The organism is Halomonas sp. TP35 (assembly GCF_052375975.1).
GTDB classification, from domain to species: Bacteria; Pseudomonadota; Gammaproteobacteria; order Pseudomonadales; family Halomonadaceae; genus Vreelandella; species Vreelandella citrativorans.
Genome location: NZ_JBQSUZ010000006.1, coordinates 91,634 through 117,628, shown reverse-complemented (window position 1 = coordinate 117,628; position 25,995 = coordinate 91,634). Strand labels below are relative to the sequence as shown.

Sequence of the window (25,995 nt, the reverse complement as noted above, 5' to 3'; positions counted from 1 at the left end):
GACGTAAAGTATCTCCATTGCACTTGCACCACTGCCCAATGGAGATATCCCATGAATGCATCTACTTCCACCATGAGCACCAACCTTCAGCCCCACGCCATCGCGCTGCTGCGACTATCACTTGGCGTGATGGCACTCGCCCATGGCCTGACCAAAGTGTTTGTGTTTACCCTGCCAGGCACGGTCGGCTACTTTGAGTCACTGGGCCTGCCAAGCTTTATAGCCTACTTAACGATTCTGGGCGAAGTTGGCGGCGGCCTGGCCTTGATTCTGGGTATTTATACGCGCTGGATTAGCCTTGCGATGATTCCTTTATTGCTGGGTGCTACGTCCGTGCATCTTGGCAACGACTGGATGTTTTCCAATGCGGGAGGTGGTTGGGAATTCCCGGCGTTCTGGACCGTTGCCCTGCTCGTGCAGGCTGGCTTAGGCGGCGGCAGCTTTACACTGAGCCGTGGCGTTAGCTAATCGCTTTAGGCGCACCCTAGCGACTTTTATTTATCAAATTTTCTCCGCCACACTTTTGCTCGCGCCTTGGTAACTGCCAAGGCCTTCTGCCAGGAGACGTTGTTATGCTACCCAGTCTTTTTATATCCCACGGCTCTCCCATGCTGATCCTCACCCCTACGCCTGCCCATCACTTTTTACGTTCGCTGGGCAAGCAACTGACGCCCAAGGCGATCATTGTCGTTTCGGCGCACTGGGAAAGTCAGACGCTGAAAGTCAGTAACAGTCCTTGGCCAGAAACCCTTCATGACTTCGGCGGCTTTCCCCGCGAACTGTTCGAGCAGCAGTACCCGGCACCTGGCGAGCCTGCACTGGCCAACCGCTTGGCCAAATTACTGGGTGCCTCAGAAGTTGAACGAGGATTCGACCACGGCACCTGGGCACCTCTTTCGTTGATGTTTCCCAAGGCGGATATTCCTGTCGTTACGCTATCGCTGCCTGTGCGTTGGTCCAACGACAAGCTGATTGAGCTGGGCAAGCGCCTAGCACCACTGCGTGAAGAAGGCATTCTAGTAATCGGGTCGGGCAGCCTGACCCATAACCTTTACGAAACCATGCCGCTCGATAACCCAATGCCCAACTGGGTCGGCACTTTTGCAGAGTGGGTCGATACCCAGCTTGTGAACAATGACCGTGAGGCGTTGCTTGCCTGGCAAGCGGCCCCTGAAGCGAGCAGAAACCATCCAACGCCCGAGCATTTTCAGCCGTTACTGGTAGCCATGGGCGCAGGCGGTGATGTCACACCGCTCCACCGCAGTGTTGAGCATGGCGTGCTGGCAATGAACGCGTACGCCTTTGCCTAAGCGGTTGTGCGCGTACGCGTGCATGGGTGAAAAGCCGTTGTGGGTCGTGGCATCAACCATAAAAACCCTCACCAGCTTTATGCTGGTGGGGGTTTTTTACATTTAAAAGAAGGCTTAAAGGCTTGCGTTGACCACCATGCACTCCATGCCTTGCAGTTGTAGTTCACGGCAGGCTTCACGGGCGCGGTGCTCATCCAAAGCCACCAGGCGAGCACGGTATACCGGCGTTTGGCCTTCAAGCGTGTCCACCTCTACGCGCCCGGCTAAATTTTGCGTTAAGCGTTGGGCCGCTTGTTGTGCCAGCTGCTGAGCCTGCCCTTGCTGGCTAAATGCACCCACTTGGATACCCCAGGCGCCGGTCGGGGGGGCTTCCACCAAGCGTTCACTTTGAATAAAAGCCTGCAAAGGGTCAGCGTTAGACGCGCGAGCTCCCTCGGCTGGGCCTTCAACGGTGATCGTGGCAAGTTGCTCATCTACACTAGTACTGGGGGCAGGCGACAACGCGGTCGTTTCAATACTGGCAAGCATTTGGCTTGGCGCGGGTGTTGGCGCCTTGGGAGGCGCCACGGGAGGTGTAGAACCACCAAACCCCATAAACTCCTGAGAAAAACTGGTATTGGCGATCCACGTACGATGATCGCGCAGCTCAGCGCGCATAAAGCCTCTGTCCAATAAATTGGCCATATGAGTGTCACGCGATGCAGCGCTAAAGCCGCCCATTACAATGGCGACTAAACGGCGGCCGTCATGCGCCGCTGTCGTCGCTACGTTAAAGCCAGAGGCACGAATAAAGCCGGTTTTTAAACCATCGGCGCCGGGATAGTCACGTACCAGACGGTTATGGCTGGTATGACGTTTATCCCGATAGGTAAATTCCTGAAGCCCAAAATAGTGGTAATACTGTGGAAAATCCTGCATGACACGCACCGAGAGCGTGAGCATGTCCCGCGCGGAGGTGATTTGCTGGTCATCAGGAAGTCCCGAGGCATTGCGGAAGGTCGTGGCCGTCATACCTAACTCTCGCGCCTTTTCGGTCATAAGCCGCGCAAAGCGCTGCTCGCTACCGCCCAACGCTTCAGCCACCACAACGGCCACATCATTCGCCGAACGCACAGCCAGGGCGCGGATAGCGGTATCGACAGGAATAGTACTGCCCGCAGAAAGCCATAACTTGGTAGCGGGCATAGCCGCGGCCTGGGCAGAAACAGCGAGGGGTTCATTGAGCCTTAAAGTGCCGCTTTCCAGCGCCTCAAAGGTCATGTACAGCGTCATCATTTTGGTCAGCGAAGCAGGATAACGCGGTGCATCCACATTTTCTGCGTATAAAACTTCACCGTTATCAAGATCGACCACAATACCTGCGTAACGTGGATTCGCCTGCACGGTCGAGGTGGTGATGATCAATAGCAGTAACATCGTTACCGCAAGCCATGCCCTCGACGCCTTGTTATCGTTTACTCCCCTCGTCACCATGTTTGCCCCTTGATGATTCATTTACGCTGGAAACGAGACTCACTCTTTTTCCTCGACCTGCACGCGTACACCCCCGCATTGAATAATGCGCCATGAATCATCTCCCAAGGGTAAACAACTGCAGCGCCGATGGCCCCGTCAATTCACTCTAGACTAGCACGCTCGTCGGACAATTTAACGCTTTATAGCGGCATTACTCGATACGTCAGGCATAAAAAAACCGACCCAGCCGGGTCGGTTTTCATTCTGCTTTAAAGATGTAGCAACTAAAGATTTACTCTTCAGCAGCGGCTTCTTCAGCAACCGGACGGTCTACTAGCTCAACGTACGCCATAGGCGCGTTGTCGCCGGTGCGGAAACCGCACTTGAGAATACGGATGTAGCCACCCGGACGCTCGGCATAACGCGGACCCAGCTCATTGAACAGTTTGCCAACGGCTTCTTTGGAACGTGTGCGAGAGAACGCCAAACGACGGTTCGCAACGCTATCCTGCTTGGCTAAGGTGATCAGCGGCTCGATAACGCGACGCAGTTCCTTGGCCTTGGGCAGGGTTGTCTTGATGACTTCATGTTCGACCAGCGAGACAGACATGTTCTTGAACATGGCCTGACGATGCGAGCTGGTGCGATTCAGATGACGACCACTCTTACGATGACGCATGGTTGTAATTCCTTACCAAACTGGGACTCGAGTCGACACTCACGCGGAGGCCTTGTCGTCCTTCAGGCTAGCGGGCGGCCAATTTTCCAACCGCATGCCGAGGGACAAGCCGCGCGCCGCCAAAACGTCCTTGATTTCATTCAAGGATTTTTTACCGAGGTTCGGTGTCTTCAACAGCTCAACTTCTGTGCGCTGGATAAGATCACCGATATAGTAAATATTCTCGGCTTTTAGGCAGTTCGCGCTGCGAACGGTCAACTCAAGATCGTCTACGGGGCGCAATAGGATTGGATCAACGTGATCTTCTTCCTCTTCGACTTCCTGCTCTTTATCAGCTTCCAGGTCGACGAAGGCGGCCAGCTGCTCTTGCAGAATGGTCGCACTGCGACGGATAGCCTCTTCCGGATCCAAAGTACCGTCGGTTTCCAAATCGATAATCAGCTTATCGAGATCGGTGCGCTGCTCAACACGAGCGGCTTCAACCGAGTAGGAAACGCGGCGGACAGGGCTGAAGGTGGCATCCAGCTGCAGGCGGCCAATAGCACGGGTCTCTTCATCAGAGCCACGGGCGTCAGCCGGTTCGTAGCCACGACCCAGCGCTACCTTAAGCTGAATTTTCAGCTCGGCACCTTCATTGACGTGTGCAATGACGTGGTCCGGGTTGACGATTTCGACGCTATGATCAAGCGCAATGTCGCCAGCAGTGACGACGGCTGGGCCCTGCTTGTTCAGCGAGAGCACCGCCTCATCGCGGCTGTGCATCTTGATCGCAACATCTTTCAAGTTCAGGAGGATTTCGATGACATCTTCCTGCACCCCTTCGAGCGCACTGTACTCGTGCTCTACACCCGCAATTTCAGCCTCTACCACGGCAGCGCCGGGCATAGACGAAAGCAGAATGCGACGCAGTGCATTCCCCAGGGTGTGACCAAAACCACGCTCGAACGGTTCGAGAACGATCTTGGCATGATGTGCGCTGATTTCTTCGACCTTGATGTCGCGAGGACGAAGAAACTCTGTCACTGAACGCTGCATATGAACACCTTTCAGGCTGCCAAACGGATACTGAGTTCTTAAGAACCGTACTCAAGAGCATCTGGGCGGTTAGCTTTGCTATCCCGCCCAGGCTTCAAGAAGCAGATTAATTAACGCCGCTTACTTGGAGTACAGCTCGACGATCAGGTTTTCGTTGATGTCGGCAGTCAGGTCACCGCGTTCAGGCAGAGCCTTGAAAGTGCCTTCCATCTTCTTGGCGTCGATTTCAATCCAGAGGATATCGCCACGGTTGGCCGCAATGGTCAACGCGTTTTGAATACGTGCCTGGTTCTTCGCCTTTTCGCGAATAGCAACAACGTCACCCGGCTTCACTTGGTAGGAAGCAACGTTAACGGTGCGGCCGTTCACGGAAATCGCCTTGTGGCTAACGAGCTGACGCGCTTCAGAGCGAGTCGAGCCGAAACCCATACGGTAGACGACGTTATCCAGTCGGGACTCAAGCAACTGCAACAATACTTCACCGGTCGCACCTTTCAGGCGAGCAGCTTCTTTGTAGTAGTTACGGAACTGTTTTTCGAGTACGCCATACATGCGACGTACTTTTTGCTTCTCACGAAGCTGCAAGCCGTAGTCTGAAAGACGCTGACGACGCTGGCCGTGTACACCCGGGATTTGCTCGGATTTACACTTTTTCTCGAAGGGAGTCACGCCACTCTTCAAAAAGAGATCGGTGCCTTCACGACGAGACAGTTTGCACTTCGGTCCAATATAACGAGCCATGAATCTGTCTCCTTAAACGCGGCGTTTCTTAGGCGGACGGCAGCCATTATGGGGAATGGGCGTCGCGTCTACGATGCTTTGCACGCGGAAGCCTGCGGCATTGAGTGCGCGCACGGCGGATTCACGACCGGGACCTGGGCCTTTAACCAGTACGTCTACGTTTTTCACACCATACTCGGCTGCAGCAGTCGCTGCACGCTCGCTTGCTACTTGAGCAGCGAACGGGGTGCTCTTGCGAGAACCACGAAAACCCGAACCACCGGCAGTTGCCCAAGAAAGAGCATTGCCCTGGCGGTCTGTGATCGTCACGATCGTGTTGTTAAAAGAGGCATGGATATGCGCAACGGCGTCCACTACCTGCTTTTTAACCTTTTTACGGTTACTACGCGGGTTAGCCATGTTGATGTCTATTCCTGTCTTTACGCCAGAACGTGCGTGTTATTTGCGGATCGGCTTACGCGGGCCCTTACGGGTGCGCGCGTTAGTCTTAGTCCGCTGACCACGCAGCGGAAGACTACGACGATGACGCAGACCACGGTAGCAGCCTAAGTCCATGAGACGCTTAATGTTCAGCGTAACATCACGACGAAGGTCGCCTTCTACGGTGTACTTACCAACTTCAGAACGCAGGGTATCCAGCTCTTCGCCAGATAGTTCCTGGATCTTGGTAGTCAGCGCAATACCGGCAGCAGCACAGATATGCTGCGCGCGAGTACGGCCAATCCCGAAGATATAGGTCAGCGCGATCGCCGCATGCTTGTTGTCCGGGATATTGACGCCTGCAATACGGGCCATCAGCTTACTCCGAAATTTGAGCGGCTTGCTCGTTTATTCATCTACAAAAGGCGCAACAGCATACCCCTTTAAATGCCCTAAGGCAAGGGGTATGCCGAACACCCACTTAAAACAGCGTAGGAATTAACCCTGACGCTGCTTGTGCCGTGGTTCGATGCAGATGACGCGAACAGCGCCATTGCGACGAATGATCTTACAGTTACGGCACATTTTCTTTACGGAAGCTCGAACTTTCATCGTTCTTTCTCCAAAAACGGCTCGCGGCGCGCCAATCGTAAGGCGGCGCCTCAGCGCATGATGCCGCCGCTACCGTAGCCTTTCAGGTTGGACTTCTTCATCACCGAGTCATACTGATGCGACATGAGGTGTGACTGCACCTGAGCCATGAAGTCCATGATGACCACTACCACGATCAGGAGCGAGGTGCCGCCAAAAAAGAATGGCACATTCCAGGCAACGATCAGGAACTGGGGCATCAAGGAAACCGCAGTGATATACAGAGCACCGAACAAAGTCAGACGAGTCATGACTTTATCGATATAGCGAGCGGTCTGCTCGCCGGGGCGAATGCCCGGCAGGAACGCACCTGACTTTTTCAGATTGTCAGCTACATCCTTCGGATTGAAGACCAGCGCTGTGTAAAAGAAGCAGAAGAATACCACTGCCGCCGCGAAAAGCAAGATGTAAAGCGGTTGCCCAGGGGCTAATGCTTGTGATGCACGCTGCAACCACTCCATACCTTCACCTGCACCTACCCACTGACCAATAGAAGCCGGGAAGAGTAGAATACTGGACGCGAAGATCGCAGGAATAACACCCGCCATGTTCACTTTCAAAGGCAGGTAGCTGCTTTGGCCTGCATACATCTTGTTGCCAACCTGGCGACGTGGGTAGTTCACTTTCAAGCGGCGTTGGCCGCGCTCAATGAACACTACGAATGCCACGGTGGCAATACCTAGCACTGACAGCGCTAACAGCGGAAGGACATTCCAGGCCCCTTCGTTACGAGCAAGTTCAAACGCTTGCCCCACGGCACTGGGCAGCCCAGCGACGATACCAGCGAAGATCAGCAACGAAATACCGTTGCCAATGCCCTTCTCGGTAATCTGCTCACCTAGCCACATCATAAACACCGCGCCTGACACAAACGTAATCACGGCGGTGAAATAGAAGCTGAAGTCAGCGCTGTAAGCGATGCCTTGGCTAGCCAGACCGACCGACATGCCGGTAGCCTGGACAAGAGCCAGTATCACCGTGCCGTAGCGGGTGTACTGGCTAATCTTGCGGCGGCCGGACTCACCTTCCTTCTTGAGTTGTTCAAGATGGGGTGAGACCGCAGTCATCAGCTGCATGATAATCGACGCAGAAATATAAGGCATTATGCCCAAAGCGAGGACGCTCATGCGCTCCAGGGCGCCACCCGAGAACATGTTAAACATGCCCAGGATGGTGCCCTGTTGCTCCCTAAACAAGGCAGCAAGCTGGTCAGGATTGATACCGGGAACGGGAATGTGGGCACCGATACGGTACACCACGATGGCGAGGAGCACGAAGCGCAAACGCGCCCACAGTTCACTCAGACCGCTGCCCATCGCCGGCATATTTCCTGACTTGGCCATTTAGTCCTCTACCTTGCCGCCAGCAGCTTCGATCGCTTCACGGGCACCTTTGGTGACCTTGATACCACGAACGGTAACTGCCTTGTTCAGTTCGCCTGAAAGGATGATTTTCGCGTGTAGCGTTGCATCCTTCAGCACGTTGGCTTGCTTCAGCGTTTCCATAGTGACTTCGTCACCAGCAACCTTGGCAAGTTCAGCCAGGCGTACTTCTTCAGAGACCAATGATTTAGCAGACGTAAAACCGAATTTCGGCAAACGACGCTGCATGGGCATCTGACCGCCTTCGAAACCAGGCTTGACGCTGCCGCCACTGCGTGATTTCTGACCTTTGTGGCCACGGCCACCGGTCTTACCAAGACCGGAACCGATACCACGACCAACACGCTTTGCAGCGGGTTTGGAGCCCGGGGCCGGGCTTAAGGTATTAAGCTTCATGGATTACTCTCCCTCAACACGCACAAGGTAATTAACCTTGTGGATCATGCCGCGAACGGCAGGGGTGTCTTCCAGTTCAACCGAGTGACCGATGCGACGCAGGCCCAGGCCTTTCATAGTAGCCTTGTGCTTGGGCAAAACGCCGATGGTGCTGCGGATCTGGGTAACCTTGATCGTTGCTGCCATGGTGCCTTACCCCGTGATCGCGTCGACAGACAGACCGCGCTTGGCGGCGATGTCTTCCGGTGCTTGCATAGCAGAGAGACCTTTTACAGTCGCTCGTACCACGTTAACCGGGTTGGTGGAACCGTAGCACTTGGCCAGTACATCGTGGACGCCAGCAAGCTCTAATACAGAGCGCATAGCACCACCGGCGATGATACCGGTACCTTCGGAGGCTGGCTGCATGTAGACCTTGGAAGCACCGTGACGGGCTTTTACAGGGTACTGCAGCGTGCTGCCTGCAAGGTTAACCTTGACCATGTTGCGACGAGCCTGGTCCATTGCTTTCTGAATTGCGACCGGCACTTCACGCGCCTTGCCACGACCGAAACCAACACGACCTTTACCATCACCCACGACGGTCAGCGCGGTGAAGCCGAAAATACGACCACCCTTGACCACCTTGGCGACGCGGTTAACCTGCACTAACTTCTCTTGCAGATCACCGTTTTGCTGTTCGTTCTTCGCCATCGTAAAACCCTTTAGAATTCCAGGCCGCCTTCACGAGCGGCGTCGGCCAGAGCCTTCACGCGACCGTGATACTTAAAGCCAGCACGGTCGAAGGCCACCTGGGTGATGCCTGCTTCTTTAGCGCGTTCAGCAATCAGAGCACCGACCTTGGAGGCCGCATCTGAGTTACCGGTCGCACCCTCGCGCAGTGCTTTGTCCAGCGTTGAAGCGCTGGCCAACACTTTGCCACCATCCGGCGAGATAATCTGCGCGTAGATGTGACGCGGGGTACGGTTGACGCACAGGCGATACACGCCCAGCTCGCGGATCTTGGCGCGAGCACGGCGGGCACGACGGAGACGAGATTCTTTCTTCGCGTTCATAACCCTGCCTTACTTCTTCTTGGCTTCTTTGCGACGCACCTGCTCGTCGGCGTACCGAACACCCTTGCCTTTATACGGCTCAGGCGGACGGAAAGCGCGGATTTCTGCGGCGCACTGACCGAGCATCTGCTTATCCGCGCTTTTCAGCACGATCACGGTGTTTTTCGGCGTTTCCGCTGAGACACCTTTCGGCAGTTCGTAGTCGACCGGGTGCGAGAAGCCCAGTGAAAGATTGAGCGTCTGGCCCTTAGCTTGGGCACGATAACCGACGCCAACAATTTCGAGAGTTTTTGTGAAACCCTCGGATACGCCCGTTACCAGGTTCTGAACCAAGGCGCGGGTAGTACCGGCCATTGCCCAGCTCTTGGCAGATTCGCTCGGGGCGAAGGTCAGCTGGCCATCTTCTTGACCAATCACCACGTCCTGGTGAATGGGCAGTGACAGCGTGCCTTGGCCGCCTTTGGCGGTCAGCTGGCTAGCATCGATTTTGATCTCGACACCAGCAGGCACTTTAACCGGATATTTCGCTATGCGGGACATTCCAGCCTCCTAGAATACGGTGCAGATGACTTCGCCACCTACACCCGCCTGGCGTGCGGCACGATCGGTCATGACACCATTAGAGGTGGTGACAATCGCGATGCCCAGACCATCGGCAACCTTGGGCAGGTTGTCCTTGCCCTTGTACTGACGCAAAGACGGCTTGGAAACCCGCTGAATGTGCTCAATGACCGGCTTACCCTCAAAGTACTTGAGAGTTACGGTTAGTGCAGGCTTAACACCTTCAGCAACCGTAAAGTCGGTAATGTAGCCTTCTTCCTTTAGCACGCGGGCCACTTCCACTTTCAACTTGGAAGACGGCATGACTGCCGTCTCCTTGGTGGCCATCTGCGCATTGCGGATACGGGTAAACATATCCGCCAGAGTGTCTTGCATGCTCATTTAATGTGCGCTCCTGATGATTCTACGTGGCGTTACCAACTGGACTTTTTCAGACCAGGGACGTCGCCACGCATGGCGGCTTCACGCAGCTTGTTGCGGCCAAGGCCGAACTTGTTGTAAAAACCGTGCGGACGGCCCGTGATGCGGCAGCGGTTACGCTGGCGTACCGGGCTTGAGTCGCGCGGCAGTTGCTGCAGCTTCAGCGTCGCCTCGAAGCGCTCTTCCTCAGACGTATTCACGTTTGAGATGATTGCCTTGAGCTCAGTACGCTTGGCCGCATACTTCTCGACCAGCTGCGTACGCTTGAGCTCACGCTCTATCATACTTTTCTTAGCCATGATCCAACCCTTATTTCTTAAACGGGAAGTTCAGTGACGCTAGCAGCGCACGACCTTCCTCGTCGGTGTTGGCAGTAGTAGTGATAGTGACATCCAGCCCCCGAATGCGATCGATTTTATCATACTCGATCTCCGGGAAGATGATCTGCTCACGCACACCCATGGAGTAGTTGCCGCGACCGTCAAAAGACTTCGGGTTAAGACCACGGAAGTCACGCACGCGAGGAATCGCAATGTTAACCAGACGGTTCAAGAAGTCCCACATACGCTCACCGCGCAGTGTTACCTTGACACCAATCGGCCAACCTTCGCGCACCTTGAAGCCCGCGATGGACTTACGTGCTTTGGTCACCAGCGGCTTTTGACCGGACAATTTCTCCAGGTCACCGACGGCATTGTCGATCAGTTTTTTATCACTAACCGCTTCACCGATACCCATGTTCAGAGTCACTTTCGTGATCCGGGGTACCTGCATAACGTTGTTGTAGCTGAACTGCTCTTTGAGTTGAGCTACGACCTCGTTTTGATAACGTTCTTTCAAGTTCGCCATTTTGCTACCCGACTCGCGTTAGGCGTCGATCTGCGTCTGCGTCGACTTGTAGATACGTACCTTGGTACCGTCTTCCTTAACTTGGAAGCCGACGCGATCCGCCTTACCGGTCTCCGAATTGAAGATGGCTACGTTGGACGCGTGAATCGGAGCCTCACGCTCGACGATACCGCCCTGATTTCCCGCCATGGGATTCGGCTTGGTGTGACGTTTAATCATGTTCACACCAGATACCACGAAGCGGCTTTCTAATACCCGCTTAACGGTACCACGTTTGCCTTTATCCTTCCCGGCGATGACGATGACTTCATCGTCACGTTTGATCTTTTGCATATCCGCCTCGCTCCTTACAGCACTTCAGGCGCTAGGGAAATGATCTTCATGAACTTCTCATTACGAAGCTCACGAGTAACCGGCCCGAAGATGCGCGTGCCGATCGGCTGTTCGTTGGTGTTATTCAACAAAACCGCCGCATTTCCATCGAAACGGATCAGCGAACCGTCACTACGACGGACGCCACTACGGGTGCGAACGACTACCGCTTTTAAGACTTGGCCTTTTTTGACCTTGCCACGCGGAATAGCTTCTTTCACCGTTACCTTAATGACGTCACCAACGTGAGCGTAGCGACGGTGTGAACCGCCTAGCACCTTGATGCACTGCACCCGGCGCGCTCCGCTGTTGTCGGCGACATCCAGCATTGTCTGAGTCTGAATCATCGGTTTTCTCCAAACCTAATCTGACTGCACTGATCGGCAGGCTTTAGGTATTAACCCTTAGCCTGCTCAACCACCTCGACCAGCGTCCAGGCTTTCTTTTTGGAAAGCGGACGGCACTCCTGAATGGAAACCGTATCGCCTGCCTTAGCCTGGTTCGCCTCATCATGGGCGTGCAGCTTGGTGGAGCGCTTAACGTATTTTCCGTAGATCGGGTGACGTTCACGACGCTCGATCATAACGACGATGGATTTATCCATCTTGTCGCTCACCACCTTGCCGGTGAGCGTACGAGTTTTTTTCTCTTCGGCCATCTCAATCACCTGCCTTCTCGTTGAGCACAGTCTTAACGCGGGCGATATCCCGACGGACCTGCTTGAGCAGATGAGTCTGGCTCAGTTGGCCAGTGGCCTTCTGCATGCGCAGGTTAAACTGCTCGCGGAGTAGCTCGAGGAGCTGCTCTTTGAGCTCTCCTGCTGACTTTTCACGAATTTCCTGGGCTTTCATCACATCACCGTCCGTTTCGCAAAGGTGGTGGATAAGGGCATCTTCTGGGCGGCCAGTTCAAATGCTTCACGGGCCAGCTCTTCGGATACGCCTTCAATTTCGTACAGGACCCGACCCGGTTGGATCTGGGCTACCCAGTACTCAACAGAACCTTTACCTTTACCCATACGAACTTCGAGCGGCTTCTTGGAAATCGGCTTATCAGGGAAAACGCGGATCCAGATTTTACCGCCACGCTTAACGTGACGTGTGATCGCACGACGGCCGGCTTCGATCTGACGCGCAGTGATGCGGCCGCGACCAGTAGCTTTCAGACCGTACTCCCCGAAGCTGATCTTGCTTCCGCGATGCGCCAGGCCACGGTTGCGGCCTTTCATCATCTTGCGGAATTTCATACGCTTGGGCTGTAACATCGACTCGCTCTCCCCTTACCTGGAACCTTTCTTCTTGGGCGCGTTGCCGGCAGGCTGCTGTTGCTTAGCCTTGGCACGTACTTCCTCGATACCGCCGAGGATTTCGCCCTTGAAGATCCACACTTTAACGCCGATGACGCCATAGGTGGTGTGAGCTTCGTAAGTGGCGTAGTCGATGTCCGCACGCAGAGTGTGCAGCGGAACGCGACCTTCGCGGTACCATTCGGTACGTGCGATTTCGGCACCACCAAGACGACCTGACAGCTGAATCTTGATGCCGCCAGCGCCAAGACGCATTGCGTTCTGTACCGCGCGCTTCATGGCACGACGGAACATGACGCGACGCTCAAGCTGACCCGCTACGTTAGCAGCGACTAGCTTGGCATCCAGCTCTGGCTTGCGAACTTCTTCGATGTTCACATGAACCGGAACGCCCATCATTTCGGTAAGATCGCGACGCAGACGGTCGACATCTTCACCTTTTTTACCGATCACAATACCCGGACGGGCAGTGTGAATGGTGATGCGGGCGTTGTTAGCCGGACGCTCGATGTGAATGCGGCTTACGGAAGCGCTTTTAAGACGCTCTTCCAGGAAGCTGCGCACTTCGAGATCGTTATTGAGCTTATCGGCATAGGCGCCGCGCTCGGCATACCAGACAGAAGCATGGTCTTTGACGATGCCCAGTCGAATGCCTGTTGGATTGACTTTCTGACCCATCTGGTCGACTCCTACTTCTCGGCTACCTTGACGGTGATGTGGCAGGTGCGCTTCAAGATACGATCCGCACGCCCTTTGGCGCGCGGCTTGATACGCTTGAGCGTCATGCCCTCATCGACGCAGATGGTCGAGACACGCAGCTCATCGATATCCATGCCGTTATTTTCTTCCGCATTCGCGATGGCGGACTGAAGCACTTTCTTGACCAGCTTGGCAGCCTTCTTCGGTGAGAAGGTCAGCAGGTCAATAGCTTCGGCGACCGGTTTACCGCGCACCTGGTCAGCCACCAAACGGGCCTTCTGTGCGGATAAAGCAGCGCCACTCAGCTTAGCTGTGACTTCCATCTCTAAATCCTCTCTGGCTTACCGTTTGGCTTTCTTGTCCGCAGCATGCCCGCGATATGTGCGAGTAGCAGCGAATTCGCCAAGTTTATGACCCACCATTTCCTCGGAGACGTGCACCGGGACATGCTGGCGTCCGTTATGGACCGCAATAGTCAGACCTACCATGTTGGGCAGGATCATCGAACGACGCGACCAGGTCTTGATCGGTTTACGGTCGTTCTTCTCCACTGCAGCCTCTACCTTCTTCAAAAGATGAAGGTCAATGAAGGGACCTTTCTTTAGTGAACGTGGCACAGCCGTTACCTCTTAAGTTCTTGGCAATTTCGATTAACGCGTCTTGTTACGACGACGGATAATCAGCTTGTCGGTGCGCTTGTTCTTACGCGTCTTGTGACCCTTAGTCGGTATACCCCACGGGGATACCGGGTGACGACCACCACTGGTGCGGCCTTCACCACCACCATGCGGGTGATCTACCGGGTTCATCGCGACACCGCGAACAGTCGGACGCACGCCTCTCCAGCGCTTCGCACCGGCCTTGCCAAGTTGACGCAGGCTGTGCTCGGAGTTGCTCACTTCGCCCAGTGTTGCGCGGCACTCAGCCAGGATCTTACGCATTTCGCCAGAGCGAAGACGCAAGGTGGCGTAGTTACCTTCACGAGCAACCAGCTGAGCGCTAGTACCGGCACTGCGAGCAATCTGCGCGCCTTTACCCGGCTTCAGTTCGATACCGTGAACGGTAGAACCAAGCGGAATGTTGCGCAGCGGCAAGGCATTGCCTTTTTTGATGGGCGCGTTTACACCAGATTCCAGCACGTCACCCGCGCTGACACCTTTCGGTGCAATGATGTAACGACGCTCGCCATCTGCATATTTCAATAGTGCAATATGCGCGCTACGGTTCGGATCGTGCTCAAGACGCTCAACAGTGGCTGGAATGCCATCTTTGGTGCGCTTGAAGTCGATCAAACGATAGTGCTGACGGTGACCACCGCCCACGTGGCGGGTGGTGATGCGACCGTTATTATTACGGCCACCGGACTTGGACTGTTTTTCCAAAAGCGGTGCATAAGCACGGCCTTTGTACAGCTCCTCGCCAACGATCTTGACGACGTGGCGACGACCGGCGGATGTGGGTTTGGTCTTGACGATTGCCATTATCCGTACTCCTGCCCTTATTCGGCGCCAGAGAAGTCTTCGAGCGTTTCACCCGCAGCCAGGGTCACATACGCTTTGCGGTAACCCTTACGCAGACCAACGCCGTGTGCAGTACGCTTGGTTTTACCCTTAACGTTCAACACTTGAACGCTGCCGACCTGTTTGCCGAACAGTATTTCAACGGCTTTCTTGATCTCGGGCTTGGTAGCATCAGATGCCACCTTGAAAACGTACTGGTTGCGCTCTGCAGCCATCGCGGCCTTTTCGGTCACGTGCGGTCCAAGCAGAACCTTGAATACGCGTTCCTGGTTCATGCCAGCTTCTCCTCGAATTTACGCAGGGCGGAGACGGTGACCAGGACCTTATCAAAGGCAACCAGGCTCACCGGGTCAGCTGCCGCGACATCCACCACGTCAACGTGGGGAAGGTTGCGTGCGGCTAGATAGAGCGTTTCGTCCATTTCTTCAGTGACGATCAACACTTTCTCAAGGTTGAGCTCTTTCAGCTTGGCAGCTACCTGCTTGGTCTTGGGCGCATCCACGCTGAACTCTTCAATCGCGATCAGACGATCTTGACGTACTAGCTCAGAAAGGATGGAGCGCATCGCCGCGCGGTACATTTTGCGGTTAACCTTCTGGGTATAGTCTTGCGGACGTGCCGCGAAGGTTACGCCGCCACTGCGCCACAGCGGAGAACGGATGGTACCAGCACGTGCACGACCGGTACCTTTCTGACGCCACGGTTTTTTACCACCACCGCGAACATCGGAACGGCTCTTTTGAGCGCTAGTACCTTGACGGCCACCAGCCAAATAGGCGGTAACAACCTGGTGAACTAGCGCTTCGTTGAATTCTTTGCCAAAAGTGGCGTCGGCTACTTCAACGGTACCCGTGCCTGCAGCAAGATTCAGATTCATTGGTAATTATCCCCTTCAGCCAGCTTTCACGGCGCTGCGAACGATAACGTCGCTGCCGGGTGCTCCCGGTACGGCGCCCTTGATCAGCAGCAGGTTACGCTCGGCGTCAACACGGACGATCTCAAGGCTTTGTACGGTACAACGGGCATTACCCATTTGACCGGCCATTTTCTTGCCTTTAAATACGCGACCAGGTGTTTGACACATGCCGATAGAACCCGGCGCGCGGTGCGACAGGGAGTTACCGTGGCTGTTGTCTTGGGTACGGAAGTTCCAGCGCTTAACAGCACCCTGGAAGCCTTTACCCTTAGAGGTGCCGGTCACGTCGATCATTTGACCAGCTTCGAAGAGGGATACGGTGAGTTCGCCACCCACATCAGGAGCTTCCTCGCCTTCTGCAAGGCGGAATTCCATCAGTGAACGACCAGCCTCAACACCCGCCTTGGCAAACTGACCAGCCTGCGCTTTGGTGAGGTGTTTGGCTTTACGAGAACCTGTAGTGATCTGAATCGCTGCGTAGCCGTCAGACTCAATGGTCTTAACGCGCGTCACACGATTAGGATCAACTTCAATAACGGTCACGGGCACGGATGCGCCATCTTCGGTAAAGACACGGGTCATCCCGGCCTTTTTACCGACTAAACCGATAGTCATACTCAGTCTCCTATAGTGTACGGGGCTATCACCCGCTATGGCTGCCCTTTCCAGAGCATTCCACTAGCACATTGTGTGGCGCCTCACGGCGCGGCGGCTGCTGTTCATGCGATAAAAGTGATGAACGCTGGGCCGCAAGTGTCTAGTGTAATTAGTTGAGCTTGATTTGCACGTCTACGCCAGCGGCGAGATCAAGCTTCATCAACGCATCAACCGTCTTTTCAGTTGGCTCAACGATGTCGAGCACACGCTTGTGCGTACGAATCTCATACTGATCACGCGCATCCTTATTGACGTGCGGTGAAACCAGGATGGTATAACGCTCGCGGTTGGTCGGCAGCGGGATCGGCCCACGAACCTGAGCACCAGTACGCTTAGCGGTTTCAACAATCTCCGCTGTGGACTGATCGATCAGGCGATGGTCGAACGCTTTCAACCGAATGCGAATCTTTTGGTTCTGCATTTGCCCTAAACTCCAATGGATGTCGACGGCGCGAGCCGTCTACCCACGCATTCAAAGGATGCGCATTATAGGCACGCCAAAAGCCCATGTCAAACATTTGCTATTGGTGCGCAGAAAAGGGGGCTCGTGAGAGCCCCCTTCATCGTTCAAGTAAATAGCTTACTTAACGATTTTTGCCACAACGCCAGCACCAACGGTACGACCACCTTCGCGAATTGCGAAGCGCAGACCGTCGTCCATAGCGATCGGAGCGATCAGAGTAACAACCATTTGCACGTTGTCACCCGGCATTACCATCTCAACACCTTCCGGCAGTTCACAAGTACCCGTTACATCAGTGGTACGGAAGTAGAACTGAGGACGGTAGCCCTTGAAGAAAGGAGTGTGACGACCACCCTCTTCTTTGGACAGTACGTAAACTTCTGCTTCGAAGGTAGTGTGCGGGTGAATGGTGCCCGGCTTGGCCAGAACCTGACCACGCTCGACGTCATCACGCTTAGTACCACGCAGCAGGGCGCCAACGTTCTCACCTGCACGACCTTCGTCGAGCAGCTTACGGAACATTTCAACACCGGTAACGATGGTTTTAGTGGTGTCGCGAATACCTACGATTTCCACTTCTTCACCGGACTTAACGATACCGCGCTCTACACGACCAGTAACAACAGTACCACGGCCAGAGATAGAGAAGACGTCTTCGATCGGCATCAGGAACGGCTGATCAATAGCACGCTCCGGCTCAGGAATGTAAGCATCCAGAGCTTTGATCAGATTAGCAACGGCGGTAGTACCCATACCGTTCTCATCTTCACCGTTAAGAGCCATCAGCGCTGAACCAGTGATGATCGGCGTGTCATCGCCCGGGAAGTCGTACTCGTCGAGGAGCTCACGAACTTCCATCTCAACCAGCTCAAGCAGCTCTTCGTCATCGACCATGTCCGCTTTATTCAGGAACACAACGATGTACGGAACACCAACCTGGCGAGACAGCAGGATGTGCTCACGCGTCTGCGGCATCGGGCCGTCAGCAGCAGAACATACCAGGATCGCGCCGTCCATCTGCGCAGCACCGGTGATCATGTTCTTGACGTAGTCAGCGTGTCCTGGGCAGTCAACGTGCGCGTAGTGACGCTCTTCAGACTGATATTCCACGTGGGAAGTCGCGATAGTGATACCACGCTCGCGCTCTTCAGGAGCGTTATCGATAGTATCAAATTCACGCCAATCGCCGCCGAAAACCTCAGCAGACACGCGGGTCAGAGCCGCAGTCAGAGTCGTTTTACCGTGGTCGACGTGACCGATGGTGCCGACGTTGACGTGCGGTTTGGAACGTTCGAATTTTTCCTTAGCCACTGCTATAACCTCTTTACGTTAGCTAACGGTTAACCGTTTTGATTGATGACGGCTTCAACGACGCTGGAGGGCGCCTCGTCGTACTTCGAGAACTCCATAGAGTAGCTCGCACGGCCCTGGGTTTGTGAGCGCAGGTCGGTTGCGTAACCGAACATCTCACCCAGCGGCACCGTTGCACGAATGACTTTACCAGAAGAAGAGTCATCCATACCCTGCACCAGACCGCGACGACGGCTCAGGTCGCCCATGACGTCACCCATAAATTCTTCGGGAGTCACGATTTCGACCTTCATCACCGGCTCCAGCAGCACGGCCTTGGCCTTCCTGGCACCTTCCTTCACTGCCATAGAAGAAGCAATCTTGAACGCAGTCTCGTTAGAGTCTACGTCGTGGAAGGAGCCGTCGAACAGCGTCACTTTAACGTCGATCATCGGGTAACCCGCGATGACACCGTTTTTAAGCTGCTCGTAAGCGCCTTTCTCAACCGCGGGGACGTATTCCTTGGGAACCGTACCACCTACGATCTCAGAGTTGAACTTGAAGAAAATCTCATCTTCGCCTTCACCCTTGTCTTCAGCAGTCAGCGGCTCAATACGCAGCCAAACGTGGCCGTACTGACCACGACCACCGGACTGACGTACAAACTTACCTTCCTGCTCAATGCTGCCACGAATAGTTTCGCGGTACGCTACCTGCGGCTTACCGATGTTAGCTTCAACCTTGAACTCGCGACGCATACGGTCAACGAGGATATCCAGGTGCAGCTCGCCCATACCAGAGATGATGGTTTGGCCGGTTTCTTCGTCGGTTTTAACCTGGAAAGAAGGATCTTCCTGAGCCAGCTTGCCCAGTGCAATACCCATTTTCTCTTGGTCAGCCTTGGACTTCGGCTCAACGGCTACTGAGATAACCGGATCCGGGAACTCCATGCGCTCGAGAACAATCTTGTTATCGATATCGCACAGGGTGTCACCCGTGGTGACATCTTTCAGACCGATACACGCAGCGATATCGCCAGCGAGTACTTCCTTGATCTCTTCACGTGAATTGGCGTGCATCTGAACGATACGACCAACGCGCTCTTTCTTCTGCTTAACAGAGTTGTATACGCCGTCACCAGATTTCAGAATGCCCGAGTAGACGCGGATAAAGGTCAGCGTACCAACGAAGGGGTCGGTCGCGATCTTGAATGCCAACGCCGCAAACGGCGCGTTGTCATCGGCTTCACGCGTAGCGATGGTGCCGTCTTTATCGTCCAGCTCACCTTCGATCGCCTTAACTTCCGTTGGCGAAGGCATGTACTCGATAACACCGTCCAGCACCGCCTGAACACCCTTATTCTTAAAGGCAGAACCACAGGTAACCAGAACAATATCGTTGGCCAGCGTACGCGCGCGAAGACCAGCCTTGATCTCTTCGATCGTCAGCTCAACGCCTTCCAGGTACTTCTCCATTAGCTCGTCAGAGCCTTCGGCAGCCGCTTCAACCATCTGCTCGCGATATTTCTCGGCAGTCTCTTGCAGCTCAGCCGGAATATCCACGAGTTCGAAATTCATGCCCAGGCTAGCCTCATCCCACAGGATAGCCTTCATCTGAATCAGATCGATAACGCCCTTAAAGTCTTCTTCCGTACCCCAGTTAATCTGGATCGGCACAGCATTCGCACCCAAGCGCTCTTTCAACTGGTCAACAACCATGAAGAAATCAGCGCCGGTACGGTCCATCTTATTAACAAAGACCATACGTGGTACTTCGTACTTATCGGCCTGACGCCATACCGTTTCGGTCTGCGGCTGAACGCCGGAAGAACCACACAGTACGACAACCGCACCATCAAGAACGCGCAATGAACGCTCAACTTCGATGGTGAAGTCAACGTGCCCAGGCGTATCGATGATGTTGATACGGTGCTCATCAAACTGCTTGGCCATACCTTGCCAGAAGGTGGTGACAGCTGCAGAGGTGATCGTAATACCACGCTCCTGCTCCTGCTCCATCCAGTCAGTCGTTGAGGCACCCTCATGCGTTTCACCCAACTTGTGATTCAAGCCGGTATAGAACAGTACCCGCTCGGTCGTTGTGGTTTTACCCGCATCAACGTGCGCTACGATACCAATATTGCGATAACGATTAAGTGGTGTCTTTCGTGCCACGGTGAAACTCCCGTTAGTTGGCGATGCTCGTTAATTTAGCAGTGGCAAAAGTGAGCCTTACGCTACCGCCGCTATCACAGGATGATAACGGCGGGGTGTTGCAACAAAGCGACTCGACTTACCACTTTCAACGACGCCCTGCTGAAACAACGTGCATATATAAACGCGAACTCTACAAACACTGCGCTTACAAACGCCGTACTTAAAAACGCCATTCTTAGAAACGACGCTCTTAGAAACGATAGTGCGAGAAAGCCTTGTTGGCTTCGGCCATACGATGCACGTCTTCGCGCTTCTTAACAGCAGAACCTTTACCTTCTGCGGCATCCAGCATTTCGCCTGCCAGACGCTGAACCATCGTTTTCTCACCGCGACGACGCGCCGCGTCTACCAGCCAGCGCATAGCGAGCGCTTGGCGGCGAGACGGACGAACTTCAACCGGCACCTGATAGGTCGCACCACCAACGCGGCGCGACTTCACCTCGACCATCGGCTGGATGGTTTCCAGCGCTTTGTCGAAGATTTCCAGCGGCTCTTCACTACTACGCTCGGCAACCTTGTCCAACGCACCATAAACGATACGCTCAGCTATGGACTTCTTGCCGCTGACCATCAGGTGGTTCATGAACTTCGCCAGACGCTCACTTCCGAACTTGGGATCCGGCAGGATTTCGCGCTTAGCTACAACTCTTCTTCTAGGCATGATAAGCCCTCAATTAAGGATCCTTCAGGTAAACCCGGGACTCTCACTAGGTATTTTATACCCTGCATTGCCCGACCTTACTCTTATCAGACCGTCATATTCTATTGAACATTACGTTGCTTACGCTGCAAAACGCAGCGCGACGGTAAGCAGTCTTAAGACTTCGGACGCTTAGTACCGTACTTAGAACGACCCTGCTTACGGTTCTGTACGCCAGACGTATCAAGGGCGCCACGAACGGTGTGATAACGCACACCTGGCAAATCCTTTACACGGCCGCCGCGAATCAGAACAACAGAGTGCTCTTGCAGGTTGTGACCTTCACCACCAATGTAAGAAGAAACCTCGAAACCGTTGGTCAGGCGCACACGGCAAACCTTACGCAGGGCCGAGTTCGGCTTCTTAGGAGTAGTGGTGTATACGCGCGTACATACGCCGCGCTTTTGCGGACAAGCCTGAAGCGCGGGCACGTCACTTTTAGTAACGGGGCGCTTGCGCGGCTTACGCACTAGCTGATTAATCGTTGCCATGGTGTTTAGCTGACTCCAATGGTTGCCTAGCCTTCAACAAATACGGGCAGCGGATGCGGGCGCACCCACCCCACTGTTAAAGGCTGCGCATTCTAAAGGCTGACCCTAGTCGACGTCAAGTCTTGCCGGCGGTTTAACCGGCAAGATAGCGCTTCCAGGGTCAGATGCTCATTTTTCACTACTCGTTTTTTAGAGCTCGTCGTCAGAATCAAGTGCTGTCAACTGTGCTCCAAGCTCCTGCTCTACCTCAGTCGCTGAGGGATTGAACAGGCGCTCAACGTCTTCGCGTTTGCGGCGACGTTCAGCGTGGTGAGTCAGACCGGTACCTGCCGGAATCAGACGCCCAACTACCACGTTTTCTTTCAGACCGCGCAGATAATCGCGCTTGCCGGTAACGGCCGCTTCGGTCAGTACGCGGGTTGTCTCCTGGAAGGAGGCCGCGGAAATGAACGACTCGGTCGCAAGGCTGGCCTTGGTGATACCCAGCAACAAGCGCTGATACTTCGCCGGGAATTTACCTTCTTTTTCGAGACGAGCATTCTGCTCCAGCACGCGCACAAGCTCAGCCTGGTCGCCGGTGATGAAGTCAGAATCGCCTGAATCGGCAATTTCGACCTTACGCAGCATCTGACGCACAATGACTTCGATGTGCTTGTCGTTGATACCTACGCCCTGCAGACGGTAAACGTCTTGCACTTCGGCCGTAATGTACTTGGCAAGCTCCGCTACGCCGAGCAAACGCAGAATATCGTGCGGATTGCTCGGGCCATCGGAAATAACCTCTCCCTTCTCAACCGCTTCACCTTCGAAGACGGCGATTTGACGCCATTTCGGGATCAGCGCTTCAAACGGATCGCCAGATTCCGGAGTAATCGTCAGGCGACGCTTACCCTTGGTCTCTTTACCAAAGCTGATAACACCGCTGATTTCAGCCAGGATCGCCGACTCTTTCGGCTTACGCGCTTCGAACAGGTCGGCAACGCGTGGCAGACCACCGGTGATATCCTTGTTACCCGATGCTTCAACCGGAATACGGGCAACAACCTCACCCACACCGATAGTGGAACCATCATCTACAGAGATAATCGAATTGCCCGGCAGCAGATATTGCACTGGCGTGTTCGAGCCGGAAACCGATACGTACTCACCGGCTGCATCTTGCAGCATGACCATCGGACGCTTGTCGCGGCCAGCCATCGGGCGGGCGGCAGACTCAATGACTTCGATAGAGGAAAGGCCGGTCATCTCGTCGACGCTGCGGTGCATGGTGACACCTTCGTCGAGATCGATGAACTGCGCCTTACCCTCTACTTCAGCAATGATCGGGTGGGTGTGCGGATCCCACTTGGCGACCATCGCACCGGCGTCGACTACATCGCCGTCACGTACGGAAAGCTCAGCACCGTAGGGCAGCTTGTAGTACTCACGCTCACGACCGTGATCGTCAGCAACCGCCAGGGCGCTAGAACGCGAGACTACTACCAGTTTGCCGTCGGCACGCTCTACGTGCTTAATGTTGTGCAGACGAACCTTACCGCCGTGCTTGACCTGTACGCTATCGACGGCCGATGAACGCGATGCCGCGCCACCGATGTGGAACGTACGCATGGTCAGCTGGGTACCCGGCTCACCGATTGACTGAGCGGCGATAACACCGACAGATTCACCGATGTTGACCTGGTGACCGCGGGCAAGATCACGTCCATAACAGGACGAACATACGCCGTGCGGTGTGTCACAGGTAATGGTTGAGCGTACGATAATCTCATCCACACCCATGGTGTCGAGTTCAGCACACCACTTCTCGTCAAGCAGCGTGTTACGCGGGATCAGGACCTCTTCAGTACCCGGGTCAACCACATCCAGCGCAACCACACGACCCAATACGCGCTGTGATAGCGGTACGATGATGTCGCCACCCTCGATAATCGGGTGCAGGGTCAGACCGTTTTCAGTACCACAGTCAACCTCGGTGATCACCAGATCCTGGGCCACGTCCACCAGACGACGCGTCAAGTAACCGGAGTTAGCCGTTTTCAGAGCCGTATCCGCCAGACCTTTACGTGCACCGTGGGTCGAGATGAAGTACTGAAGTACGTTCAGGCCTTCACGGAAGTTGGCCACGATCGGCGTCTCGATGATCGAGCCATCCGGCTTGGCCATCAGGCCACGCATACCCGCCAACTGACGGATCTGAGCGGCACTACCCCGTGCACCGGAGTCGGCCATGATGAAGACGCTGTTGAACGATTCCTGCTCAACTTCGTTACCATCGCGGTCAATAACGGTCTCTTTGGAGATACCGGTCATCATCGCCTTGGCCACTTTATCGTTGGCCTTGGACCAGATATCGATAACCTTGTTGTACTTCTCGCCGGCGGTTACCAGGCCAGAAGAGAACTGGTCTTCGATCTCTTTAACTTCTGCTTCAGCTGCATCAACGATTTCGGTCTTGGCATCCGGGATAACGAAGTCGTTAACACCGATGGATGCACCCGACCAGGTTGCCAAGCGAAAACCGGTGTACATCAGTTGGTCAGCGAAGATGACCGTCGGCTTGAGGCCGGAGCGGCGATATACTTCGTTGATCAGGCCGGAAATCGCCTTCTTCTTCATCGGCTGGTCAATCAGCGCAAACGGCACGCCTTCCGGCAGAATGCGGAACAGCAGTGCACGGCCAACCGTGGTTTCGTACAGACGACGATGGAAGGACTTCTCGCCGGTCTCTTCTTCAATATCGATCTCGTCCAGGCGCACCTTGACGCGGGCATGCAGCGATACTGACTGGGTGCCGAACGCGCGCTCAACCTCATTGAGGTCAGAGAACACCATGCCTTCGCCCTTGGCGTTGATCTTCTCACGGGTCATGTAGTAAAGACCCAGAACAACGTCCTGCGACGGAACGATGATCGGCTCGCCGTTGGCGGGCGACAGCACGTTGTTGGTCGCCATCATCAGCGCACGGGCTTCGAGCTGGGCTTCCAGGGTCAGCGGTACGTGTACCGCCATCTGGTCACCGTCGAAGTCGGCGTTGTAGGCCGCACATACCAGCGGGTGCAGCTGGATAGCTTTACCTTCGATCAGCAGCGGCTCAAACGCCTGGATACCCAGACGGTGAAGCGTCGGTGCACGGTTAAGCAGTACCGGGTGTTCGCGGATAACATCAGCAAGGATGTCCCACACTTCTGGCAGCTCGCGCTCAACCATTTTCTTCGCCGCTTTAATCGTTGAGGCGAAGCCTAGCGACTGAAGCTTGGAGTAGATAAACGGCTTGAACAGCTCAAGCGCCATTTTCTTCGGCAGACCACACTGATGCAGGCGCAGGGTAGGACCCACGGTAATAACCGAACGGCCCGAGTAATCGACGCGCTTACCCAACAAGTTCTGACGGAAACGACCCTGCTTACCTTTGATCATGTCGGCGAGCGATTTCAGCGGGCGCTTGTTGGAGCCCGTGATCGCGCGGCCACGACGACCGTTATCCAACAATGCATCGACCGCTTCCTGAAGCATACGCTTCTCGTTGCGCACGATAATGTCCGGCGCATTAAGGTCGAGCAGACGCTTCAAGCGGTTGTTACGGTTGATCACACGACGGTAAAGGTCGTTGAGATCGGAGGTCGCGAAGCGGCCGCCGTCCAGCGGTACCAGCGGACGTAAATCCGGTGGCAGGACAGGCAGCACTTCCATGACCATCCACGCCGGCGCATTGCCGGAGTGGTAAAACGCTTCCAGCAGCTTCAAACGCTTGGAAAGCTTCTTGATCTTGGTTTCAGAGTTAGTCTGCGGAATCTCTTCACGCAGGGTGTTTATCTCTTCTTCAAGATCAATATCTTTGAGGAGTTCTTGCACCGCTTCGGCACCCATGCGGGCATCGAAGTCATCGCCGAACTCTTCAAGGGCTTCAAAGTACTGCTCATCGTTCATCAGCTGACCACGCTCAAGCGTGGTCATGCCTGGATCGATAACAACGAAGGACTCAAAGTACAGCACGCGCTCGATATCACGCAGTGTCATATCGAGGAACATGCCGATACGCGACGGCAATGATTTCAAAAACCAGATGTGAGCAACCGGCGAGGCCAGCTCAATGTGCCCCATACGCTCACGGCGCACGGCTGCCTTGGTGACTTCAACGCCACACTTTTCACAAATGATGCCGCGGTGCTTCATGCGCTTGTACTTACCGCACAAGCACTCGTAATCCTTTACCGGGCCAAAAATCTTGGCGCAGAACAGACCGTCCCGCTCCGGCTTAAAGGTACGGTAGTTAATGGTCTCAGGCTTCTTCACCTCGCCAAACGACCAGGAGCGAATCATGTCCGGCGACGCCAGAGTAATCTTGATCGCGTCAAACTCTTCGGACTGAGACTGCGATTTGAGTACTTTCACCAAATCTTTCATAGCACGG

General features: G+C 54.7%; 36 protein-coding genes. 2 read left to right on the top strand and 34 right to left on the bottom strand.

Translation table 11 applies throughout. The features are described 5' to 3' along the window. Positions 1-51: 51 nt before the first annotated feature. Together ACT3RU_RS09550 and ACT3RU_RS09545 are read left to right on the top strand one after the other, a co-directional pair. Complete coding sequence (locus ACT3RU_RS09550; RefSeq protein ID WP_192527317.1) at positions 52-468, top strand: DoxX family protein; 417 nt, start codon at positions 52-54, stop codon at positions 466-468. A gap of 104 nt (positions 469-572) precedes the next feature. Continuing rightward, positions 573-1,310, top strand: coding sequence for a DODA-type extradiol aromatic ring-opening family dioxygenase (locus ACT3RU_RS09545; protein ID WP_192527316.1), 738 nt, complete (start codon positions 573-575; stop codon positions 1,308-1,310). 114 nt (positions 1,311-1,424) lie between these two features. Here the strand turns inward: ACT3RU_RS09545 and ACT3RU_RS09540 are convergent, their stop codons facing one another. The 34 genes from ACT3RU_RS09540 to rpoC form a co-directional block, all read right to left on the bottom strand. Then, positions 1,425-2,726 carry a D-alanyl-D-alanine carboxypeptidase family protein gene (locus tag ACT3RU_RS09540; protein WP_192527376.1) on the bottom strand — a complete coding sequence of 434 codons (1,302 nt, stop codon included), beginning with the start codon at positions 2,724-2,726 and terminating at the stop codon, positions 1,425-1,427. A 331-nt stretch (positions 2,727-3,057) separates the two neighbouring features. After that, entirely contained in the window at positions 3,058-3,444 is a 387-nt protein-coding gene (gene rplQ / locus ACT3RU_RS09535; RefSeq protein ID WP_018917717.1) for a 50S ribosomal protein L17, read from the bottom strand. A 39-nt stretch (positions 3,445-3,483) separates the two neighbouring features. Then, positions 3,484-4,479, bottom strand: a complete 996-nt coding sequence (locus ACT3RU_RS09530; protein ID WP_016915790.1) for a DNA-directed RNA polymerase subunit alpha — start codon at positions 4,477-4,479, stop codon at positions 3,484-3,486. Between the two features lie 120 nt (positions 4,480-4,599). Further along, the gene (gene rpsD, locus ACT3RU_RS09525; RefSeq protein ID WP_087108925.1) at positions 4,600-5,220 is read right to left on the bottom strand and encodes a 30S ribosomal protein S4; all 621 of its coding nucleotides are present in this window, start codon (positions 5,218-5,220) and stop codon (positions 4,600-4,602) included. A 12-nt stretch (positions 5,221-5,232) separates the two neighbouring features. Further along, the gene (gene rpsK, locus ACT3RU_RS09520) at positions 5,233-5,619 is read right to left on the bottom strand and encodes a 30S ribosomal protein S11 (RefSeq protein WP_009099028.1); all 387 of its coding nucleotides are present in this window, start codon (positions 5,617-5,619) and stop codon (positions 5,233-5,235) included. Positions 5,620-5,658: 39 nt separating this feature from the next. Further along, positions 5,659-6,015, bottom strand: a complete 357-nt coding sequence (gene rpsM / locus ACT3RU_RS09515) for a 30S ribosomal protein S13 (RefSeq protein WP_192527315.1) — start codon at positions 6,013-6,015, stop codon at positions 5,659-5,661. 123 nt (positions 6,016-6,138) lie between these two features. Next, positions 6,139-6,252 carry a 50S ribosomal protein L36 gene (gene rpmJ / locus ACT3RU_RS09510; protein ID WP_009099023.1) on the bottom strand — a complete coding sequence of 38 codons (114 nt, stop codon included), beginning with the start codon at positions 6,250-6,252 and terminating at the stop codon, positions 6,139-6,141. 50 nt (positions 6,253-6,302) lie between these two features. After that, positions 6,303-7,634: a preprotein translocase subunit SecY gene (gene secY / locus ACT3RU_RS09505; RefSeq protein WP_087108929.1), complete on the bottom strand. Its 1,332-nt coding sequence runs from the start codon at positions 7,632-7,634 to the stop codon at positions 6,303-6,305. Next, the gene (gene rplO / locus ACT3RU_RS09500; RefSeq protein WP_087108931.1) at positions 7,635-8,069 is read right to left on the bottom strand and encodes a 50S ribosomal protein L15; all 435 of its coding nucleotides are present in this window, start codon (positions 8,067-8,069) and stop codon (positions 7,635-7,637) included. Between the two features lie 3 nt (positions 8,070-8,072). After that, on the bottom strand, positions 8,073-8,255 hold the full coding sequence (gene rpmD, locus ACT3RU_RS09495; protein WP_087108933.1) for a 50S ribosomal protein L30: 183 nt from the start codon (positions 8,253-8,255) through the stop codon (positions 8,073-8,075). A gap of 6 nt (positions 8,256-8,261) precedes the next feature. Beyond that, positions 8,262-8,762: a 30S ribosomal protein S5 gene (rpsE, locus tag ACT3RU_RS09490; protein WP_192527314.1), complete on the bottom strand. Its 501-nt coding sequence runs from the start codon at positions 8,760-8,762 to the stop codon at positions 8,262-8,264. A gap of 11 nt (positions 8,763-8,773) precedes the next feature. After that, entirely contained in the window at positions 8,774-9,124 is a 351-nt protein-coding gene (rplR, locus tag ACT3RU_RS09485) for a 50S ribosomal protein L18 (protein WP_008959159.1), read from the bottom strand. Positions 9,125-9,133: 9 nt separating this feature from the next. Next, positions 9,134-9,664: a 50S ribosomal protein L6 gene (gene rplF / locus ACT3RU_RS09480; RefSeq protein WP_087108937.1), complete on the bottom strand. Its 531-nt coding sequence runs from the start codon at positions 9,662-9,664 to the stop codon at positions 9,134-9,136. A 9-nt stretch (positions 9,665-9,673) separates the two neighbouring features. After that, positions 9,674-10,066 carry a 30S ribosomal protein S8 gene (gene rpsH / locus ACT3RU_RS09475; protein ID WP_087108939.1) on the bottom strand — a complete coding sequence of 131 codons (393 nt, stop codon included), beginning with the start codon at positions 10,064-10,066 and terminating at the stop codon, positions 9,674-9,676. A gap of 32 nt (positions 10,067-10,098) precedes the next feature. Next, a complete protein-coding gene (rpsN, locus tag ACT3RU_RS09470; protein WP_018917727.1) occupies positions 10,099-10,404 on the bottom strand; it encodes a 30S ribosomal protein S14 in 306 nt (101 codons plus the stop codon). 10 nt (positions 10,405-10,414) lie between these two features. Next, positions 10,415-10,954 (bottom strand): 50S ribosomal protein L5, encoded by a 540-nt coding sequence (gene rplE, locus ACT3RU_RS09465; protein ID WP_087108941.1) that lies wholly within the window; start codon positions 10,952-10,954, stop codon positions 10,415-10,417. 18 nt (positions 10,955-10,972) lie between these two features. After that, a complete protein-coding gene (gene rplX / locus ACT3RU_RS09460; RefSeq protein WP_018917729.1) occupies positions 10,973-11,287 on the bottom strand; it encodes a 50S ribosomal protein L24 in 315 nt (104 codons plus the stop codon). 14 nt (positions 11,288-11,301) lie between these two features. Next, a complete protein-coding gene (gene rplN, locus ACT3RU_RS09455) occupies positions 11,302-11,673 on the bottom strand; it encodes a 50S ribosomal protein L14 (RefSeq protein WP_087108944.1) in 372 nt (123 codons plus the stop codon). Positions 11,674-11,723: 50 nt separating this feature from the next. After that, positions 11,724-11,984, bottom strand: coding sequence for a 30S ribosomal protein S17 (gene rpsQ, locus ACT3RU_RS09450; RefSeq protein ID WP_009723897.1), 261 nt, complete (start codon positions 11,982-11,984; stop codon positions 11,724-11,726). A 1-nt stretch (position 11,985) separates the two neighbouring features. Continuing rightward, on the bottom strand, positions 11,986-12,177 hold the full coding sequence (rpmC, locus tag ACT3RU_RS09445; RefSeq protein WP_027337514.1) for a 50S ribosomal protein L29: 192 nt from the start codon (positions 12,175-12,177) through the stop codon (positions 11,986-11,988). Beyond that, a complete protein-coding gene (rplP, locus tag ACT3RU_RS09440) occupies positions 12,177-12,590 on the bottom strand; it encodes a 50S ribosomal protein L16 (RefSeq protein ID WP_007112000.1) in 414 nt (137 codons plus the stop codon). The genes rpmC and rplP overlap by 1 nt, the downstream gene beginning before the upstream one ends. Before the next feature lie 15 nt (positions 12,591-12,605). Further along, a complete protein-coding gene (gene rpsC / locus ACT3RU_RS09435) occupies positions 12,606-13,310 on the bottom strand; it encodes a 30S ribosomal protein S3 (protein ID WP_087108946.1) in 705 nt (234 codons plus the stop codon). Between the two features lie 11 nt (positions 13,311-13,321). Then, a complete protein-coding gene (gene rplV, locus ACT3RU_RS09430; RefSeq protein WP_009723900.1) occupies positions 13,322-13,654 on the bottom strand; it encodes a 50S ribosomal protein L22 in 333 nt (110 codons plus the stop codon). A gap of 18 nt (positions 13,655-13,672) precedes the next feature. Beyond that, the gene (gene rpsS / locus ACT3RU_RS09425) at positions 13,673-13,948 is read right to left on the bottom strand and encodes a 30S ribosomal protein S19 (protein ID WP_009098993.1); all 276 of its coding nucleotides are present in this window, start codon (positions 13,946-13,948) and stop codon (positions 13,673-13,675) included. 33 nt (positions 13,949-13,981) lie between these two features. Beyond that, positions 13,982-14,812 carry a 50S ribosomal protein L2 gene (rplB, locus tag ACT3RU_RS09420; protein WP_087108948.1) on the bottom strand — a complete coding sequence of 277 codons (831 nt, stop codon included), beginning with the start codon at positions 14,810-14,812 and terminating at the stop codon, positions 13,982-13,984. Between the two features lie 17 nt (positions 14,813-14,829). After that, on the bottom strand, positions 14,830-15,126 hold the full coding sequence (gene rplW, locus ACT3RU_RS09415; protein WP_087108950.1) for a 50S ribosomal protein L23: 297 nt from the start codon (positions 15,124-15,126) through the stop codon (positions 14,830-14,832). Next, entirely contained in the window at positions 15,123-15,728 is a 606-nt protein-coding gene (gene rplD, locus ACT3RU_RS09410; protein ID WP_087108952.1) for a 50S ribosomal protein L4, read from the bottom strand. Before rplD ends, rplW begins: the two co-directional genes overlap by 4 nt. Before the next feature lie 15 nt (positions 15,729-15,743). After that, positions 15,744-16,382, bottom strand: coding sequence for a 50S ribosomal protein L3 (rplC, locus tag ACT3RU_RS09405; protein ID WP_192527313.1), 639 nt, complete (start codon positions 16,380-16,382; stop codon positions 15,744-15,746). Between the two features lie 151 nt (positions 16,383-16,533). Further along, positions 16,534-16,845 (bottom strand): 30S ribosomal protein S10, encoded by a 312-nt coding sequence (rpsJ, locus tag ACT3RU_RS09400; protein ID WP_087108956.1) that lies wholly within the window; start codon positions 16,843-16,845, stop codon positions 16,534-16,536. A gap of 159 nt (positions 16,846-17,004) precedes the next feature. Next, positions 17,005-18,198 (bottom strand): elongation factor Tu, encoded by a 1,194-nt coding sequence (gene tuf / locus ACT3RU_RS09395; protein WP_087108958.1) that lies wholly within the window; start codon positions 18,196-18,198, stop codon positions 17,005-17,007. A 29-nt stretch (positions 18,199-18,227) separates the two neighbouring features. Next, positions 18,228-20,351: an elongation factor G gene (gene fusA, locus ACT3RU_RS09390; RefSeq protein ID WP_087108960.1), complete on the bottom strand. Its 2,124-nt coding sequence runs from the start codon at positions 20,349-20,351 to the stop codon at positions 18,228-18,230. A 232-nt stretch (positions 20,352-20,583) separates the two neighbouring features. Next, entirely contained in the window at positions 20,584-21,054 is a 471-nt protein-coding gene (rpsG, locus tag ACT3RU_RS09385) for a 30S ribosomal protein S7 (protein WP_018917738.1), read from the bottom strand. A 155-nt stretch (positions 21,055-21,209) separates the two neighbouring features. Next, positions 21,210-21,584 carry a 30S ribosomal protein S12 gene (rpsL, locus tag ACT3RU_RS09380; protein ID WP_009098973.1) on the bottom strand — a complete coding sequence of 125 codons (375 nt, stop codon included), beginning with the start codon at positions 21,582-21,584 and terminating at the stop codon, positions 21,210-21,212. Between the two features lie 189 nt (positions 21,585-21,773). Beyond that, the gene (gene rpoC, locus ACT3RU_RS09375; protein WP_483392661.1) at positions 21,774-25,988 is read right to left on the bottom strand and encodes a DNA-directed RNA polymerase subunit beta'; all 4,215 of its coding nucleotides are present in this window, start codon (positions 25,986-25,988) and stop codon (positions 21,774-21,776) included. Positions 25,989-25,995: the final 7 nt, after the last annotated feature.